At 38.0% G+C, this 19,655-nt stretch carries 14 protein-coding genes and 1 pseudogene; 6 read left to right on the forward strand and 9 right to left on the reverse strand.

What is annotated here, in order from left to right:
• Positions 1–14 precede the first annotated feature (14 nt).
• The 4 genes from BFL47_RS02885 (at position 15) to BFL47_RS02900 (ending at position 3,389) form a co-directional block, all read left to right on the forward strand.
• Positions 15–437 (forward strand): secondary thiamine-phosphate synthase enzyme YjbQ, encoded by a 423-nt coding sequence (locus tag BFL47_RS02885; RefSeq protein WP_069658351.1) that lies wholly within the window; start codon positions 15–17, stop codon positions 435–437.
• 45 nt (positions 438–482) lie between these two features.
• Positions 483–1,556, forward strand: a complete 1,074-nt coding sequence (gene rluF, locus BFL47_RS02890) for a 23S rRNA pseudouridine(2604) synthase RluF (RefSeq protein WP_069658292.1) — start codon at positions 483–485, stop codon at positions 1,554–1,556.
• A gap of 330 nt (positions 1,557–1,886) precedes the next feature.
• Entirely contained in the window at positions 1,887–2,624 is a 738-nt protein-coding gene (locus tag BFL47_RS02895) for an SDR family oxidoreductase (protein WP_069658293.1), read from the forward strand.
• A gap of 156 nt (positions 2,625–2,780) precedes the next feature.
• Positions 2,781–3,389, forward strand: coding sequence for a DJ-1/PfpI family protein (locus BFL47_RS02900; protein ID WP_069658294.1), 609 nt, complete (start codon positions 2,781–2,783; stop codon positions 3,387–3,389).
• Between the two features lie 191 nt (positions 3,390–3,580).
• Here BFL47_RS02900 and BFL47_RS20155 read toward each other — a convergent pair whose 3' ends face one another.
• From BFL47_RS20155 to BFL47_RS02930, 7 genes are all read right to left on the reverse strand, one after another.
• A complete protein-coding gene (locus tag BFL47_RS20155; RefSeq protein ID WP_245681285.1) occupies positions 3,581–3,910 on the reverse strand; it encodes an OST-HTH/LOTUS domain-containing protein in 330 nt (109 codons plus the stop codon).
• On the reverse strand, positions 3,907–4,344 hold the full coding sequence (locus BFL47_RS20160; protein ID WP_245681286.1) for an NYN domain-containing protein: 438 nt from the start codon (positions 4,342–4,344) through the stop codon (positions 3,907–3,909). The genes BFL47_RS20155 and BFL47_RS20160 overlap by 4 nt, the downstream gene beginning before the upstream one ends.
• A 36-nt stretch (positions 4,345–4,380) precedes the next feature.
• Positions 4,381–5,397 carry a RhuM family protein gene (gene rhuM / locus BFL47_RS02910; RefSeq protein WP_069658295.1) on the reverse strand — a complete coding sequence of 339 codons (1,017 nt, stop codon included), beginning with the start codon at positions 5,395–5,397 and terminating at the stop codon, positions 4,381–4,383.
• A gap of 79 nt (positions 5,398–5,476) precedes the next feature.
• Positions 5,477–6,334 (reverse strand): DUF7281 domain-containing protein, encoded by an 858-nt coding sequence (locus tag BFL47_RS02915; protein ID WP_069658296.1) that lies wholly within the window; start codon positions 6,332–6,334, stop codon positions 5,477–5,479.
• Positions 6,321–9,998, reverse strand: coding sequence for an ATP-binding protein (locus BFL47_RS02920; protein ID WP_069658297.1), 3,678 nt, complete (start codon positions 9,996–9,998; stop codon positions 6,321–6,323). Before BFL47_RS02920 ends, BFL47_RS02915 begins: the two co-directional genes overlap by 14 nt.
• A complete protein-coding gene (locus BFL47_RS02925) occupies positions 9,982–10,551 on the reverse strand; it encodes a condensin complex protein MksE (RefSeq protein ID WP_139125744.1) in 570 nt (189 codons plus the stop codon). The genes BFL47_RS02920 and BFL47_RS02925 overlap by 17 nt, the downstream gene beginning before the upstream one ends.
• 1 nt (position 10,552) lies before the next feature.
• Entirely contained in the window at positions 10,553–11,755 is a 1,203-nt protein-coding gene (locus BFL47_RS02930) for a hypothetical protein (protein ID WP_069658298.1), read from the reverse strand.
• Positions 11,756–12,323: 568 nt separating this feature from the next.
• Here BFL47_RS02930 and BFL47_RS02935 point away from each other — a divergent pair.
• Together BFL47_RS02935 and BFL47_RS19190 are read left to right on the forward strand one after the other, a co-directional pair.
• A complete protein-coding gene (locus BFL47_RS02935) occupies positions 12,324–13,517 on the forward strand; it encodes an MFS transporter (protein WP_069658299.1) in 1,194 nt (397 codons plus the stop codon).
• A gap of 156 nt (positions 13,518–13,673) precedes the next feature.
• Positions 13,674–14,234 (forward strand): annotated as a pseudogene (locus tag BFL47_RS19190) (MATE family efflux transporter).
• A gap of 119 nt (positions 14,235–14,353) precedes the next feature.
• Here the strand turns inward: BFL47_RS19190 and BFL47_RS02945 are convergent.
• Both BFL47_RS02945 and BFL47_RS02950 read right to left on the reverse strand, forming a co-directional pair.
• The gene (locus BFL47_RS02945) at positions 14,354–16,720 is read right to left on the reverse strand and encodes a glycoside hydrolase family 3 N-terminal domain-containing protein (RefSeq protein ID WP_069658301.1); all 2,367 of its coding nucleotides are present in this window, start codon (positions 16,718–16,720) and stop codon (positions 14,354–14,356) included.
• A 258-nt stretch (positions 16,721–16,978) separates the two neighbouring features.
• On the reverse strand, positions 16,979–19,645 hold the full coding sequence (locus tag BFL47_RS02950; RefSeq protein ID WP_139125745.1) for a glycoside hydrolase family 2 protein: 2,667 nt from the start codon (positions 19,643–19,645) through the stop codon (positions 16,979–16,981).
• Positions 19,646–19,655: the final 10 nt, after the last annotated feature.

Consider the following 19,655-nt stretch of genomic DNA (forward strand, 5'->3'; position numbering starts at 1 on the left):
AAATTTAAAACATGATGAAAATATTTCAGCAGTCGCTTATACTCAGACAACGTTCAAGAGGATTTCACTTGATCACATCGGAAATTATTCAGGCTATGCCACAGTTATCTAAGATTGAAACAGGAATTTGTCAGGTTTTTATTCAGCATACTTCTGCTTCATTAACGGTCAATGAAAATGCGGATCCTACTGTACGAAAGGACTTCGAGATGTTTTTTAGTAAAATTGCACCTGAGAATGACCCAAAGTACCTACACGATGAAGAAGGTCCTGATGATATGCCATCGCACTTGAAAGCGGCTATGCTGGGCTGTTCTGTTATGATCCCGGTTAGTGACGGACGTTTGGCATTGGGACTTTGGCAGGGAATTTATCTATGTGAACACCGTAATTATGGCGGGGATCGAAGTGTGATGATTACGGCATGGGGCGAATAATTCTCCAAAAAAAATTAACTTCGTAAAAATACAAGAAACATTACTATGCCTGATTCTAGTACCCGGTTAAATAAATACATTAGTGAGAGCGGATTATGCTCCAGAAGAGCTGCAGATAAGCACATTGAGAATGGAACTGTATTTATCAACGGGAAGAAAGCGAAGGTAGGTGATCAGGTTCGCATTGGCGATCGGGTGAATGTGAATGGCCAGCTTATTGAACCAAGGGAAGAGGAAAGTTCAATTTTATTGGCTTTTAATAAACCGGTGGGTATTACGAGCACCACGGAAACGACTGATAAAACGAATATTGTTGACTATGTAAACCACAGTGACCGGATCTTTCCTATTGGCCGACTGGACAAGGATTCGCAAGGGTTGATCCTGCTGACCAATAACGGGGACTTGGTGAATAAGATTCTACGTGCGGGGAATAATCATGAAAAGGAGTACCTGGTGACGGTAAATAAACCGATTACCGATGCTTTTATCACGGGTATGGCAAGTGGTGTTCCTGTAATGGATGTGATGACCAAAAAGTGCAAGGTTAGTAAAGAGAGTCCTTTCATTTTTAAGATTACGTTGATACAGGGCTTGAATCGGCAGATCAGAAGAATGTGTGAGCATTTTGGTTTTGAGGTGACTAAGCTGGAACGTACACGGATAATGAATATTACGCTGAAGGGATTACCTCGTGGGGATTGGCGGGAGTTGACTGAGCTAGAACAAAAGGAAATTGCGAAGCTGATTGGGAAGTCGAGTTCGGAAAGGGTTGGTAGCGGTGGTTCTTCCGGGTCTTCCAAACGTTCTTCTAAAAATTCGGCTAAAGGGATTGCTGAAAGATTCGCGGAATATGATAATCTGGGAGAGTTAAAAAAGGAAAAAGCAGCTGAAAAAAAAGCTGCAGGATTAAACCGACCTAACTCAAGTGTTCGATCTGGAAAGCCTTCCATATCCGGATCATCAGGTAAGGCAGTAGGTTTTAAGTCTGCGGCTTCGGGTAGAGATGGTTATAAAGGCAAAAATTCTTCAGCAAGTACATCAAAAGGAAAATCTGGAGGTGGAAGGGGTGCAAAGTCTAGTTCTGGAAAGGTAAAAAGCAACAGAAGTTCGAGGTAAAAAACTAATATTTTTTTCCAATGGAAATTAACATCACCCATATAGACACGGCATGCGTTCTTTTAAAGATTGGTGCATTCGCATGCTCAAAGATCCTACATTAGATCATGCAGGCAAACTTTATTACCATGGATTTGGTTATTTTTCGTGTAAAACGGTCGGTCCTGCTTTAACAATATATGTGTTAAATCGAAAAGATATCTCCTGATTTTTTAACTAACCACTTCTTTAAACGTGAATCCAGTGTAAGCCCTATCGAATATCTTACTAACATCCTTGCACAATAAAGCCTCATGCATATTTTAGATTTGTACTATTAAACAATTAAATATGAAAACAGTACTTATAACAGGAGCAAACAAAAGCATTGGCTTTGAAACAGCCAGGCAATTAATACAGCAGGGGTATTATGTATACTTAGGCTGTCGGGATATTCAAAAAGGGGAACAGGCGGTCAGCCAGCTTCACTCAGAAGGCTTAATCCAGGTAGAACCTTTAAAGATTGATGTGGATAACATTGAATCTATAAAGGCCGCACGCGAAGTGCTTGGCCTTAAAACTAAAGTACTGGACGTGCTGATCAATAATGCGGGTATCTCTGGTAGTTTTCCGCAGACGTCACTGGACACGGATATCAGTGTATTTAAGCAGGTATTCGAGACTAACTTTTTTGGCGTAATAGAAGTAACACAGGCGTTTATAGACTTGCTGAAGGAGTCACCGGAACCAAGAATTGTTAACGTTACTTCCGGTCTGGGTTCTCTCACTTTGCATAGTGATCCTTCTTGGAAATATTATGTTGTTAAGCCAGCTTGTTATGTTGCCTCGAAAGCAGCCCTCAATGCTTATACCATTATGCTGGCTTATGATTTACTTGATACCTCATTTAAAGTAAATGCCGTAGATCCAGGCTATACTGACACAGATTTCAATAATCACTCTGGACCTGGAACCGTGCAAGATGCTGCTGCAAGAGTTGTAAAAGCAGCCCTATTAAGTTCAGATGGTCCTACTGGCCAGTTCTTCAGTGATGACAATGTGCCAGAAACTGGTATTAGTCCTTGGTAGAATGTATTTTTTAATGAAGAGTTTTGGGCAGTAAAATAGCATTTTGAGCCCTAGGCTTCCTGGGGACAAATGATTACCTATTTACTTGTATTCTTTAAATTTCTGAAGAACTCTTTTGCCAATTAGCTGTTATTATTAGAATTAAACATTAATAAAATGAGCAAGAAGATTTTAATGTTAGCCGGCGATTTTGTAGAAGATTACGAAGTCATGGTTCCTTATCAGGCACTACTTTCTGTGGGTCTGGAAGTTGATGTCGTTTGTCCGGATAAAAAATCTGGTGATACAATTGCTACTGCTATTCATGACTTTGTTGGTTTCCAAACTTATGCGGAATTACGTGGGCATAATTTTATACTAAACAAGACATTCAATGAAGTGAATGTTGAAGATTATGCTGGTTTATATGTATGTGGTGGACGTGCACCTGAATATATCCGATTGAACGAAAAGGTTTTGCAATATACCAGGCATTTCTTTGATACAAATAAACCGGTTGCTGCAATATGTCATGGTATTCAGATCCTGACTGTTGCCGGGGTATTAGAAGGAAGAACTTTGACGGCTTATCCAGCTGTTGGACCTGATATCGCATTAGCTGGCGGCACGTACAAGGACATTAAGGTTACTGAAGCGATTACTGACGGAAACTTAACTACATCACCTGCATGGCCAGGACATCCTGCAATTTTAAAAGAATTTTATAAGCTGTTGGGATTAAGTATCAATTTTCAAGAGACTAATGTTTTATCAGAGGCACATTAATCTTTTGTTGAAATCACTGAAGTGGATATAACCAAGGTATTTCTGGCATTAAGCCGCCAAATTAATTTTAAAGGCTTTACCATTTAAATAAAAAGGCAATTTTCTAGTTGAAAATTGCCTTTTTATTTATCTTTAAAGAAGTTGTCATAAATCAAATTTTGTTTGTGAATTTTGATTTATGATGAATCCTTTTATCTTTTCTTAATGTAGATATGCTTGATGTTGTTCTTACCTGTGTCGCGCTCATCGATCTCAAACTTGTTCATACTTTTAATCAATGGTAACATCTTTGTATAACCATAATTCCTAGGATCAAAATCAGGCTTTTTCTTTAATAGCAAATTGCCCAGTTCACCGAGGAATGTCCAGCCATTTTCATCTGCAAGGTCTGTAATGCTATCCCCAAATAACTTAATAATCTTAGGATCTATCTTACTTAGTGGATTATTTGAAGAGGCTGTGGTTTTTTTAGAAAGTTTCTTAGTATCATCCTCATCATGACTTGTGCTGTCTGATTTCAATATTTCAATATATATATAAATTTATCACAAGCCGATATAAAAGGGATTAGCGTTTTCTTCTCTCCTATTCCGATGACTTTCATTCCTGCTTCGCGAAGTCGTGTAGCTAATCTGGTAAAATCACTATCACTGGATACGATACAGAATCCGTCGACTTTTCCAGTGTATAATATGTCCATGGCATCTATAATCAGTGCACTATCTGTTGCATTCTTTCCTACGGAATAGCTATACTGCTGAATGGGTGTGATGGCATTTTCCAAAAGGACATTTTTCCAACCGGAAACAGTAGGTTTTGTCCAATCGGCATATATTCTCTTGAAAGTTGGGGTTCCGTATTTAGCAATTTCTTCAAACATCTCCTTCACATTTGCGTAAGGCACATTATCGGCATCAATTAATACAGCAAGCTTGAGGTCTTTCTTCGTTTCCATATTTGTAAATGTCTAATTTATATGCGCATTTGCACCCTAATTTAATGCTTGGATCGCCTTATCAAAATCACTAATAAAAAGCCTGTCCTGTTTAATTCTGAATATTTCATATTCACTTTCAGCTTTGGCTTTAGCTGTGGCTGCTTCTACTGCATCGAAGCTTAATATGTCTGAATTAACTAAAATTTCATAATCATTGATTTGCAAAAACACTTCCAGTTTTTTAACCCAATCTGTCATCTTCATCGGTATTTGCTGTATAGCCTGATTTTCTGCGTAATCCAGATATAAATTTACTGCACTTTCAAAATCTTTCATCTCTTTTTCATCAAGATAATTATCGGCTACGTTAACATCAGATTTTAACACTTTACCTTCAGGAGAGTTTTTCCAGGATTGCAAACCCATATTAGGATCCTCTGCCTTTGCTCTTTCCTTAATTAACTCCGGAGCAGTTTTACCTGTAATTACACTATGTAACGTATTCTGAACGGTATTAAAAAAGTTTTTTGTCACCACAGAACTGGAATCATAATCGATACTGCACTGCTCATAAAGGTCGGTTAGTTTCAAATAAAATCTTCTTTCACTAGCCCTTATTTCCTGAATCCGCTCTTGTAATTCTTTAAAATAATCGTGACCAAAAGGTTCACCTTGTTTTAGACGGTCCGCATTTAGTACAAAGCCTTTTGCTATATATTGTCTAAGAGTTTGTGTCGCCCAGATCCGAAACTGTGTGGCATGATAGCTGGTTACACGATAGCCTACAGCGATTACAGCATCAAGGTTATAGAAACTTGTGTTATATGATTTTCCGTCATTATCGATATGCGATACATTCAAACATGCTGAAGCTAAAATAAGCTCCTTCTCTTTAAAAATGCTTTCGAGGTGTTTGGAAATAACGGACCTGTGTACTCTAAATAAATCGGCCAGTTTCTTCTGACTCATCCAAAAGGATCCATCCTGAAACATGACTTCAACTTTTACATGACCATCACTAGAGGTATAGATTATAATATCGGAATTTTGAGGTGCTGTATTTTCAGTCATATTATTTTGAGGATTTAATTAAGCGCAATAATGAGGACAAATATACGCTTATCTTGATTGTGGATAGGGTATCTGCATTTTACCGCTCTATGAAGGCTTCCTGCTCCAAGCCTTTCTTGTATTGGTGCATCCATTTTAATAGTTTCAGAATACCCTCTTCTTGCACTTCTTTTGCTTCAAAGTTCATCTTTTGATTATCGTATAACCCTCTTTTCCCATACTTAGAAAGCATGGTTTCAATAGTATCAGGGACAAGAAAGCGTGCTTTCGATCCCAGATATCGTTTATATTCATTTAAGTATATTCCTATCCCAGCAAAATCAAAATCACCAAAGTGCAGGTAATTATTAGGAATAGTTTGAAGCCATTTGATTAAATCTTTACTTTGGTTCTGTGGGTAACGGCTAACAAAAAGGGGATGTACGCCTTTAAAAAGATGTCGCTGTCTATCAATCTGACTAAAGCTTTCTGAGTTCTCTATCCCCACAATAGTTACATCAGGATGAGGTATAAACTGTTCAAATTCATGAATAAATTGAAAAGTTCCTGATGGCGGCTGTACAAGGAAGGATATACCATTCAATGTCGTTGATACAGGTTCATAGCTATTTACTAAAAAACCTTTAAACGTTCTGACATTACTAATTTTAGAATTTGATGCGACCTGAACCAAGAGAGAGCGGGAAAGGTTTTCTGTATTTAATGTTTCTACATATCGATTCAGATCGGCAATGGAAAACCGGTTAAGTAAAAACGCCTGCAGAGATTTTGAGCTCTGAAGAGACATTACACTTTTGGTTCTCCCTGATCTGATATCTACAAGAATACCATCCTCCAAAAGCTCAGAAATGAGTGGATATTTCAATTGACTTGCAGGCACCCTTTCGCCACTGCTTAATTGCAATAATTTAATGGCTAAAGACTTACTCAGCTTCATTACCTGGATTATTTTGAATCAGCTTTTTCACAGTGGTTACATTCTTATTATCTTTTAACAGCAGGTAGGTATAACGGTAATCTATTGCATTATAAGAGATTGGCGAGCTATTTATCAGTAAGATATTTCTATCATTCGCAAATTTCAAGATCCCCTTTACGTTAGTAGGATGCAATTTTCCAATTTCATCCATCATACAATGCAGACGAAAATCTTTAAATCGTTTTGAAGCACTTTCTTTAAATACATTCAAAAGCATGATATTGATCATTGCTTTAACCAATATATCGGTGCCTTCAGACCCTACATTAGCCAGCTTTTCAACCCAGCCACTATCATTCTCATTCTCGACTATACGAAACTGCAACTCGAAGGTATCTGAAAGGTTTATTTCATGTTGCTTGGAGCTGGTAATCTCTTCGGCAAAGCTTTCAAGAAGTCCTACTGCTTTTTTATTAGTCACTTCTGAATCATCGGTGCTGAATAAGTCAGCAATACCAAGACTTAAATCATGAACAGCATTGAAGGTGCGTATTTCTTGTAAAAGCATGACCGTTTTATTGGCACTGGGAGAAAGGCGTAGATTGATACTTTTAATAACACCTGCAAAATTACGCTTCTCAAAATCTGTGTTAATATCAGTGATTACTTTTTGTATAATCGCCTCTTTGGATATCAGCTCTGTGGTTTCTTTGCCTACCTGACGAATCAAACTGGCAAAATGTTCATTAGTCCGTTTCTCAAATTCTTTTATTTTATTCTCCTCCAAAAACTCTTTCAGGTTTTCTGCAAAATTCAGATAATCTTCATTTTCTACCAGGTTTGTTTTAAAACCAAAGACGTTTGTAGTGGAAAAATTACTTAAAAACTTACTGACCTCCGAATGAATTTCTGTCATTCGATTAATGAGCGTATAACTTTTGTCTCTAAACTCCTCCATGATTAGGGTGAGTCTTTTTGGCGACTTAATCGTTTCTTTCCCTACTAACTGGTCTGTATGTTGGTTTAAAAACAGGTCTGTTTGGATAAAACGACTAAATTCATTAAGATCCTCTTCCATCTCCCGATGAGTAAGCATCAAATCTTGTATTAAAGAAATCTGCTTATCAACGGTTTCCTGAAGTTTCGTTTTTGTTAGTTCATGTTTTTGCAATTCGGCTACAAATCGTGTTTCATTGAGCTTTTTGTCCGCTTTGAAGGTATCAACCAAATCAAAAAACTCTCTCTTATCTTTATTATAATCGGATACATGGTCTCGGTTATCATCAATGAAGATCAGCTCTGCCTGTATGTTCTGAAGATCTTTTTCAATAGAAGAAAGTCGAATAATATCGGCTCCCTCATCTTTTAACTCTTTATTATTTTGAGTTTTAATATCCTGGATACGTAAATTGATTTCTTCTGTTTTGGCGCTAATATCCTGATCCAGTTTACTAAAACTAATTTGCAGTTTATCTTGCTCCGTAATAACCTTATTTTTCTTTTCTTTCCTTTTGGTATCGATCTGTGTTCTAATGCTTTTCTCCAGATGTTCTAGATTTTCTTTAGCAGATAGTCTTTCCTCTTCCATCTGATCAATATCTTTTTTGATCAGCAATAAAGCTGTATCCTTTGCTTTCTGTCCATTTGTCCGCAAGTCTTCCAATTTTACCGAAGCTTGATCTTTTTCGCCTAGCGCCTTTTCTGCTTCATATTCTTTAACTAAAATGCCTTCTTTATATTCACGTATTAAGGATTGATATTTCTTTCTTGTTTTCTCCAGATCTTGTACATTCTTTGCACTTAACTGTTCGGTTTCATCTTCTGACTTTTTAATTTTATCATGTAGTTGTTCCCTTTCTGCGGTGTAATCAGCTATCGTTTTTACTGTCCTTGATATTTCCCGCAGATCGAGATCAACCCCAAATAACAAGTCATTGCCCTCACCTACAAGTTTAGGAGTTAAACCAGTGTGGAACAACACCTGCTCCTGATCAATAACTTTACCAATATTGCTTTCCCAACCCGGCTTATTCTGATGGAGCCATGAATACAAAGAGTTCGTACTGTTGGCCAATATTTTATCAATATCCTGAATTTTTATTTTCGAAAAATTAATCAGCTCATGAAGCTTTGTAAGTTGATTGTTATGATTGGCCTCCAATTTGGAATTTTCGAGATCCCATTGTTTCTGTACGGTTTCGATATTCTTTTTACTCCCTGCTATTTCAACTCCTGCTTGATGGATGATTCCTTTACTCTCATTTATTTTAGTTTGAGCTTCGGCTATTTCTTCTTCAAAGTAGCGCTTCAATTCTATTTCCTTTTTCCGTACTAACAAGGAATGGATGTACTCTACTTTCTGAGCAATATCTTCCAGTGCACTTTTAGCGACTTCCTTGTTCTCCCGCTCAATATCCCCATTGATCTGTTCATACTGGGCGTTTAGATTTTCATTGAATTTATAAAATGATCCCTGAAGCAGATTGCGCTCTTTATTTTTTGAATTAATAAAGTCATGCAGTTGATTATTGAACTGATTAATTAATGCTTCGTATTTTGTTGTAATCTCTTTAAAACGAGCAGAAAGGAGTTCTTGTTCGTCTTGTAAATTAGTCCTTCTCTGATTCCAATAAGCTTTTTTACTTACTCTTTCTATGATGCCTGCAATATTTAAGCCTTCATAATACTCAGATTTTACTTTGGCATCTTTTAGCCTGGCATCTAACAAGGTGATTGCTGAAGAGATCTTGTCCTTTCTTCCTTGAAATTTCTCATCAGCTTCTGCTACTCTTTTGTTTGCTGCGATTAGTTTATCACGTTCCGTATGGAGATGCCTGACTACTGTAGGGAACATTTTTTTTACTTGCTGATGTGCAGCAACCAATGTCATTGCTAAATGCGCCTTTTCTTTTTCAAGATAACAGATATCGGTGTAAAGTTTAGCGATGTTATCTGCTAACAGACGTACAATTACTACACCTCCGCGATTCCTGGTACTCCATTTACTGATATCAGCAAGCTGTACCTCAAAATCACGAAGATGAAAGGTATACTGATCCAGATTAATCTTCACATCCTCCTCATTGAGGGACATGATGATCGTTTGCTTAATAAATTCAGCTTCCAGTTTAGAATTGAGGAATACGTTTTGAATGGTACGCGGAAGATTCTGATACTGGCGACTTTCTATCAAAGCAAACTTCCTGAATTCAGCCGGTAAACCTTTATTATTTCCATATAAAATATCACGGTATTCTTCGTAATATTCAATTTTCCTTGAATAATGACCATGACCAGGAAATGTATTCCTGACCTGTTCCCATGACATCGACTTATTCTCCGGACTAATGAAGTTAGAGCGATCATAGGCTCCGTCTATAAATCGAAATGCAGTCCTTCCTTGAGATTTAAAGGCAAGCACACAGAAAGAACCGGTTTCCCTAACCACTTCATAAATGATATACGAATTGGGAAAAGGAAAATAATATTCATCAAAAGAACGCTTTCCTTTCTCTATTCCAAGTTTCAGTTTATCAGCGTTATAAAAGAATAGAATTGCCCGAAGCATGGTACTTTTACCTACTCCCTGTGTACCGATGAAATGTACATTACCGTCGATAGTGATGTCGGCATAACTAATATTCGCACTATTTATGAAAATTATCTTATTCAGGTATCTCATTCTTAATATCTTCAGGAATATTTATAGTTAATATCAGCTGCTCCAGATAAGAAAATGATGCCAGGGTTTTGTATTCTTGCACAATCTCATTTTCTATTTCTATAAAATTATCTTTTTCAAGGTAATCTAGTATCTTTTCAAGAATCTCTGCATGCTTTTCCTTACCACCTGCATACTTTTTTAAGTCTTCGAGCTTATTCTTCAAATCGGCATCAACTGACAGCCTAACCAGAATATCTGATGGTTTAAAACGGAATCCAGAACTAAAACCGACTTCAAATGTTTTCAAAAAGTCGATGATGTCTATCCACTTCAATGCGGAATCAAGTTTACGCTCAATGTCTGCTTTGGTGTCCTTCCGCGTAAAATAATAGTACTCATCTCCTTCTTCCATAATGAGATTGATACCCGAAAAATAGGTATAGAAAGCATCGAAATCCTGATTAATAACACTATATAATTTACGAATATTATCCTTACTACTATTGGAACATATAAATTGCCCCTTATTCAGAATTTCAAATACATCAGATGACTGTTTAGGTATTTCCATATTAATACAGCGGATAAATTAACATATATTCAGTATCCTGCTTTAATGAATACTGATCTGTCAGATTAAAAAGCACATCATATTGTGAAATCAGCTGGCAGTAAACAGTGATACATTCTTCAAATGGAACCTCTCTTCCGAAATCATACGTTTGAAGGAAATCAAACAAATTATTACTTCCTGCCAGAAAGCTACTTTTCACTTCTTCCAAATTGACTTGTACAACCACAAGGGTATCCGATTTCAAATACTCTTCCAAGCTGTTCTCTGCCAGGTTTTGAACGATACGATTACCTGTTTGATTGCGACTGACAACCTTCCTGATAATATCGAGCACTTTGCTGTCATTTTGCAATTGCTCTATAGAAAGTTTTATTGTATAAGATGGATTAGGTTCATATACCAATGCATTATCGGCTTGTAAAACCTGAACAATATTGGTTTTACTTTTAATTTCAAATTGGTCCTTCAGGTATTTCAATTGCCTGATTTTCTCCATTAACCCACTTTGATATTTAAGGCGGTTAATAAACTCGATAATCTGCTTTTGGATATCAATCAGATTATGTCTACATTCATTAAGCTGAAGTTTTAACCTGATGATTATTTTATGTAACTCCTCATCAGAGGCTGTTTTAAAAAAAGTCTGTTCTTCCTCTCCTGAAATCAGGTTATCTGTTAAAGTAATCAGAACCGAAATATCATTACGTTTAACATCAAGATGTTCAAGTTTAGCTTTTTTGATTTTATAGTTAGGTTCGTTTTTAAATGTATTATCGATATTCCTTTTTAAATCAACTACATTACGTAAAGCAATCAGTCCTATTTTACGTAATGCACTTTTGATCAGCCGTAAATAACTATATTTCCTAATTTCGCTATTTTCTTTCAGGTAATAATTTATGTTTTGCTGAATACTTTGGAGATTTTCATTGATGTAGGAAACATTGATTTCCTCATTGACTTCCAGAATTTGTTCAAAGAATTGAAGATACTGATCGTCAAGCTCCAGAAAGCCACCGTTTTCTCTCAATACACCATAGTCAATAAGAGCCAGGATCTTATCTTCGTTATAATCCACCACTTCCAAAGCATACTCATATTTGTAGGAAAGCATTTTCCGCTTTTCAAAGATTTCGGTAAGCAGTTTTTGCTCGCGACTAAGTATAACTAGTAATTCTTTGATTGAAAAGAATGTTCTCATGATGCCTTTAACGCTTTAATTCGCTTATTTAATTACTGGATGTTATACTTCAAAGATAACATCATCTGATAAAGCACGGAAGAAATTGAATTATATTTTTTTATCATCGTAGCGTGCATCGGTTGTATATTGGTAGAAATTGAAAACTATTTATATAACTTGAACACAAATAGTATGCAATAATGTAACTGAATTTTAGTCTTCCTTATGAAAACAGATAATTTTAATAAAAGGTGAAGTTATAACTGATCAAAACCTTCATTTTTAAACCCTAATGTACTGTTGTCTTACGTAATGCCCACATGACTATCTTAAGTAATGAAATCACTAAGAAGCATTTTAATTATTTCATTTAATCAGCATTATTAATGCATAAAAAGCTGTTTTATGACTTATTTTTTAAAATATTTATCATTAAAAGTAGACTTTTTGTCAAAATTACCAAATTACAATTATTTAGTTTAACTCATAAAGTATATTTGCAATTCGAAATTTTGACCTTTGAACTAGTTAATAATTACGTTTAAGTACTTCTTTGAGTCATTTTTTTTGTTATGTTCACTACTCTATGAAAAAAAGTTTAATACCACTTACCTTGGGTGGCCTTGGGATAGGGACTACTGAATTTGTGATGATGGGTTTGCTGCCTGATATTGCTAAAGATTTCCAAATCAGTATACCAGTTGCGGGACATTTAATTTCTGCTTATGCGCTTGGAGTAGTTATAGGCGCGCCATTACTGGTCGCTTTGAGCAGCAATATAGCCCCCAAAAAGATTCTGCTTGCTCTAATGGCCATGTTTACTATTTTCAATGCACTATCTGCATTTGCACCAAACAACACTTTCTTATTAATCTCCCGTTTATTGTCTGGTTTACCTCATGGCGCATTTTTCGGAGTGGGCTCTGTTGTTGCCAGTAGATTAGCTGACGAGGGGAAAAAAGCACAGGCAATCTCAGTTATGTTTGCCGGGCTAACAATAGCTAATTTACTCACAGTTCCATTGGGTACTTTTATCGGTCATACCTATTCCTGGCGATTTACATTTGGCATTGTCGCTATCATTGGCTTAACTACATTAGTCTTCATTCAGCTGTGGCTACCCAAAATGCCTGTTAACCGTGCAGGAAACATAAAGACAGAACTTCAATTCTTTAAAAAGACAGAAGCCTGGCTAATTATTTTAATCACGGCCATAGGTACAGGAGGTCTATTTGCCTGGATTAGTTATATCGCACCACTAATGACTGAAGTCTCCCTTTTCAATGCAAATCAAGTACCTTATATTTTAACATTAGCAGGTGCAGGAATGGTAGTTGGAAACATTATTGGAGGTATGCTTGCTGATAAAATCAATCCTGTTAAAGCTTGCGTTGCTTTGTTAACGGCAATGACTATTTCGTTGATTATTACTTTCTTCATATCAGAAAACCAGATCCTTTCATTGGTATTAACCTTTATTATTGGGGCCCTTTCTATGGCTATAGCGGCTCCGATTCAAATATTAATGATTAGCACAGCTAAAGACGCAGAAATGCTTGGTGCTTCGGTCACACAGGCCGCATTTAATATTGGCAATGCCTTAGGTGCTTTTTTCGGTGGATTACCAATAGCTGCTGGTCTTGGTTATACCTCTCCGGCAATTGTAGGTGCGATTATGGCTTTCCTTGGTGTTTTGTTCGCCTGGTTATTAATCAAAAAACAACAAGGTGCTGTTTCTGAACAATCCATTCCAATAGAAGGAGCTTTATTACCAAACTAAATTTTTCTGCTTAAAATAAATTAAGTTGACATCTACAGATGAAGACTGATTCGGTCTACGGCGGTGCGTTTCACGGTCAGATTTTTATAGCAGGTTCTAAAAAACACAATTATGCAATAGGTAATTGCTTCCTGTGGCTGGATCTTCCTTGCTCAACTGGTAGCAACAACCGGTGGCGATCACGGCTCTGCGGGTTATCAAACTGCCCTGCGTTTAATGATGTTTTTTATGCTTCCTGCATGGGGATTAAGCAGTGCTGCCGCTACTTTGGTTGGCCAAAACTTAGGGGCTGGTAAGCTGGACAGAGCGGAACAAGCTGTGATTTAGACTGCAAAATATAATTTTATGTATATGCTTTCCATAACCCTGATTTCCTTTGCAGGAGTTGAGGTACTTGTTTCCTTCTTTACGAATGATGAATAGGTAAAGATTGTCGATAAACAAGCTATTTATATCCTGAGTTCGGGTTATGTAGTATACGGAATTGGGATGGTATTGGTGAATACTTTCAATGGTGCAGGTGACACCTGGACGCCAACCTGGATCAACTTATTCTGCTTTTGGTTATTTCAGATTCCACTGGCTTATTTTTTATCCAAACATCTAGGATTAGGACCCAAAGGGGTATTCATGGCTATTCCAATTTCTGAAATTGCAATTTCAACCACAGGATATATTTTATTTAAAAAAGGTAAATGGGAAAAGGTAAAAGTATAAGAGCATATAATTGCATAACTTGTATATTTTATTCAAAAGCGAAAGTGGGAAAAAGCACCTAATTATACTACGGATGGTTTAATGCCAGGTCAGAAGTTGAATAAAATCCTAACAAGCACCTATTCAATACTAAGCTTTCCTTTGAGACGAATATCGCTTGATGAAGCTCCAACCTCAACAGCAAATTCCCCTGGTTCCACTACCCATTGCATATTTACATTTAAAATTGCCAGGTCTTTCTTATCCAGATTCAGTTCGATCGTTTTTTGCTCACCGGCATTAAAACTAACTCGTTTAAATTTCTTAAGCTGTTTAACGGGACTCACCATTGAACTTACTTTGTCCGTCACATAAAGTTGTATCACTTCATCCCCTTTACGTTCACTCTGATTTTTTACGTCAAATCGAACAGACACCAGAAAGTTGTCGTTTGCCGAACCTTTCATGATAACCAGATTGCTGTATTCGAACTTAGAATAACTTAAACCATATCCAAATTTATACAAGGGATCAGCACCTATTTCCACATAATCATGCGATAATGGTTTTTTTACATTATAATAAACAGGTAATTGCCCTACCGATCGAGGAACAGATATAGGTAAACGTCCTGCTGGGTTATAATCGCCAAAAAGAACATCTGCAATAGCATCACCACCCTCCTGTCCAGGATACCAGGCATTTAGAATGGCAGAAACATTTCCTGAAGGCCAGTTTAAGTTCAGTGGACGTCCTTCAATTAAAACCAAGACTACCGGTGTTCCTGTTTTAACAATTGCCTGGAGCATCTCCAGCTGTTTTCCCATCAGGTCTAATGTGGAACGATCATAGCCTTCCCCACTTTCCATATCACTTAAAGCACTTGCACCCGCTGACACATTTGCAGCGCCCGTAATTAAATATTCAGTTTTGAAATCTCTGGCACTAGATCCACCTAACACCACAACTGCAACTTCAGCATGACGAGCCGCATCTACAGCTTCTGCTATTTCATTAAATCCGGTATCCCGAATAGCGCATCCTTTGACATAAGTAACTGTCGAAGCAGCACCTAGTTTCGCTTTAATCCCTTTCAATACCGTTACCACTTCCTCCTGATCTTGTGGAGCAGTATAATCCCCTAGCTGGTTATATATATTATCAGCGTTGGGACCAATAACAGCAATCCTTTTAATGCTTTTATTTAATGGCAGCAGGTTATTTTCATTTTTCAATAGAATGATAGATTGCTGAGCCAATCTTCTAGCTAATAGTTTGTTCTTTGCACTTCCTACTTCCAGTCTAGCTCTAGCAGGATCAACGTAGGGATGCTCGAACAAGTTCATTTTAAATTTAAGTCTCAAAACATATGCAACAGCAGAATCCAATGCACCTGCATTGACAATTCCTTTATTTACAGCATCTATTAATGCTTTCCCGTATCCATATCCACTCAGATCAACATCTAAACCAGCATTTATAGAAAGAGCAGCAGCCTCATCCGCAGTGGCAACTACCTGATGGTTATTCAGCAATCCAGATATACTTCCAAGATCTGATACCACGAAACCCTTAAAGCCCCATTTATCCCTTAAAACATCCTTCAAAAGAACAGGATTAGCAGAACAGGGAATCCCATCAATCGAATTATAAGCAGTCATCACAGACCAGGCACCCGCCCTTACAGCAGCTTCAAAGGGAGGAAGATACGTTTGTTCCAATTCCCGGGGACCAATACTCACGCTACCTCCGTTATGCCCCCCTTCCGGAACACCATACGCCGCAAAATGCTTCAAAGTAGAAAGCACATGAACATCACTCTTCAGGTCATTTCCCTGGAAGCCTTTTACCATTGCTATTCCCATTTCAGAGTTCAAAACCGGATCTTCTCCATAGGTTTCTTCAACACGCGACCACCGAGGCTCTCTGGCTAAATCAAGTACAGGCCCATAGCCAATATGGGCTCCCTGCAAGCGAGCCTCAGATGCAATTACTGAAGCCATTTCTTGAATCAACAAGGGATTCCATGTACTACTCTGCCCTATTGAGGTTGGAAAAACAGTTGTACCAATGGCCATATGCCCGTGAGGACATTCTTCTGCCAAAAACAGAGGTATTCCAAGTCTGGTATTTTCGATTGCATATTTTTGAAGTGCATTTGTCACCTTAGCAGCCAACTCAGGATTAAGACCAGTTAGTAATGTCTTTTTTGTCCAGGGATCAGCTCTTAACGTAGCCCAAAGCATTCCTGTATGTTGTTCTGCTAAAGCTTGTTTAAATTTTGAGCTGACGGCTACTTTATTTCCGATCTTATCATACATCTCCCAACCCAGTAAAATAGAAAGCTGACCTACTTTTTCTTGCAAAGTCATTCTACCTATTAAATCACTTAACCTGCTTTCTATAGGAGCTGATGAATTTTTGTATAAAGGCTTTTTTTGTGCTATAGCGGGTACGATATAGCTTGTCAGAAGAAGCCCTAACAAACCTATTTTTTCTAAAATCATATTATACAGAAGCCATTTTAATAAGCGTTATCAAATGCGAGTATATCGTTACTTATTGATCCTTACCCAACCTAAATATTGACTGATTAATAAGCATTTCATTCGTTATTTAGAGGTCATGCACATTCACCCAACACTAAATTTAACTGATTTATAAGCAATTTAAACCCTTATTGTAAATCAAGCACATTCAATCCTAAAGTTGACTAATTAACAAACACTTAACTCCGCACATCAATGCCCGTTTACCAGTACTTATTATTTAATCGTTATTTTTTGCTCCTTCACATTCCACCCTTTTACCGTTACATAAGGCATTTCTAACCCTGCTGAAGGGGTGTATTCAATAATCACCGTTTTCTCTGCTCCGGGAACAACGGACACATAGTTATCATCATAAAACACAGGAAGCAGTCGTTTGTCCGTTTTAGGATCAACAAGTGAAAGCCGGCTAAAAAATGCAACCGGATTTCCTGCAGGATTACTCAGTTTAACTTCTATCTTTCCCTTTGATACCTGCCTGGCAGTAACGGCTAATTCAGCCTGCTTTATTTTATTAAGCCCTGTATACACCCCCTTTTCATTCGGATACCAATACAAATTATCGGCCAATACCTTCTTGTTTTCATCCAGGATCTGCAACGATAAAAATGCACCGTCTTCCTTAGACACCTCATCCATGGCCTGTTTCACTGATAAGATCTTTTTTACCGTTGTAGGCTCAATGAAAGCCAATACTTGTGTAAGAATTTTCTCTTCCCCTGAAATGCTATGCGACTTCATCACCAGCATTAAATTGCGCAGCGATTTAAAACTATTATTAACAAGCATCACAGTGCCATCTGCAGGATTACACATGATGTTCAAGGGCTTGCTTCCTGTACGCAAACCATACAGGCAAGCGTTTGGATCAAGATAATAATCGTACATCTGTCCCCGCATAGCTGTCCATGGATTCTGTGTTTTCCAAATGATCACCCCAGTATACCATTCCCACATATGCGAACTGAAACCCTCCATTAAAGCACGGTACTGATCATAATTGACTAGTTGCGCCTTATCTGTAAAGTCATGAATATCTTTAGGTTTCCCATAAGGCTCAAGCGATTGCTCATATCCCACCCCGGTATAGGTATGGTAAGTCCACACCGAATCCGCTTCTTCAGAAGGCTGCTGACCAGGCCTTGGGACCGGTAAATTGTTCCTGTTGGCTTCAGGCATAAACCGCTCCAACGATTCATAATCACCGACCCCAACAGATCCTATTTCAGAATTAAAAGGAAAAGTCCTTTTTTCCCAAAAGGAACTCACAGGCTGAATCGTATAAGGTCCATCACCGTTACCACCAATTGAATTAAACGACATCTCATCCGAATTCGAATAATCAATAAACCAGCGCGTACCGTCAAGCTTAGGCAAAATGGAATCCCTTAATGGAAGCAGGATATCATCCGGAGGAGTAATTTCATTTCCACCACACCACATCGCCAGAGAAGCATAATTCCGAACCATCTTAATCATATCAACCGCAGACTCCAAAAACAAATGATGGTCATCCGGATACTTCCGACGTGCCCACTGATCTTCCTTCTTCATTGGATCCAGCCAGCGCCCGTTACAATCTCCCGACATCCAGAAATCCTGTAACACCAGCATGCCATAGCGGTCACAAGCTTCATAAAATTCAGGGCGCTCTATCAAGGCGCCACCCCAGATACGGATCAGGTTGAGGTTCATATCCCTATGAAACCTGATCTCCGCATCATACCGTTCCTTGGAGAACCGTAACATGGCATCCGAAATAATCCAATTTCCTCCTTTAATAAATATCTTCTGTCCGTTTACCAAAACCTGCTTGCTTCTGGTCACAGCATTCCATTCCGTTTGAATCTCTCTTATTCCAAAGCTCACCCTTTCCTGATCAGACACCCCTTTGCCGGTTTCGACAAACTGTAGGTTCACATCATATAAATCCTGCTTACCATACCCTGAAGGCCACCAAAGCTTTGGATTTTTTAACGATAAATCAGGCAGATCAACGTTAAGCGTACTTTTAGGATTGATCCTGACACTCCTGGTTATTTTATTGCCATCTAAAACATACTGAAGCAGCCCCGTAATTACTTTCTCTGATGTGTTCTCCAGTTCTGCGGATGTTTTAATGACAACAGGCTGCTGAGTTCCCTCAGGGACTCTTTTTCCAGGAACCAATGTAACGATATGTGGATTTTTCAGATTAACACTTCCGGTCTTTTCAATATACACCTTATCCCAGATCCCGGTATTGCGGTCCCTGATCGGCCTGATCCAATCCCAACCGGCCACATATTGATGGGATACACTTTTTGCAACAATACCGTCACCTCCCTGACCACCATTAGGATTTCCTACCGGATCCGGAGGATACACAATTACAGCCAGTCTGTTCGTGCCAGAAACCGAAAGCAGTTTAGTGATATTAAAAGATTTACGCAGAAACATGCCCTGATAAGGAGTGGCATTCACTTTCCTGCCATTCAGAAAAATGTCACAACTGTAATTGATCCCCCGGAATGTAAGCCAGACCTGATTTCCCGAAGAAGGGTGCTTTTCCACAAATTCCTTGGCGAACCAGTACGTATAATAATCTCTTCCGATAGTGTAAATATCCGGAATCTTCTCATTGTTCATCCCCCAGAAAGGATCAGGAATTTCTTTTGCAGCAAGCTGAGAGGTAAGAACAGTTCCCGGCACGACAGCCGCTTTCCAGGACGACAGCGAATAAGCCTGAGCAGAGATCAGCTCACCTGTCTCACTTACCTTACTTATAGGCGCATACTTCCAGCCTTCATTCAACTCATAACGGTTTTGCGCAAAAGAAAAACAAGTAAAAAACACACTTGCCAGGCAAATACCAATACGACTCTTACCATGTTTAGTTAACATCTTCATATCA

The sequence above is a fragment of the Arcticibacter eurypsychrophilus genome, from assembly GCF_001730525.1.
GTDB classification, from domain to species: Bacteria; Bacteroidota; Bacteroidia; order Sphingobacteriales; family Sphingobacteriaceae; genus Arcticibacter; species Arcticibacter eurypsychrophilus.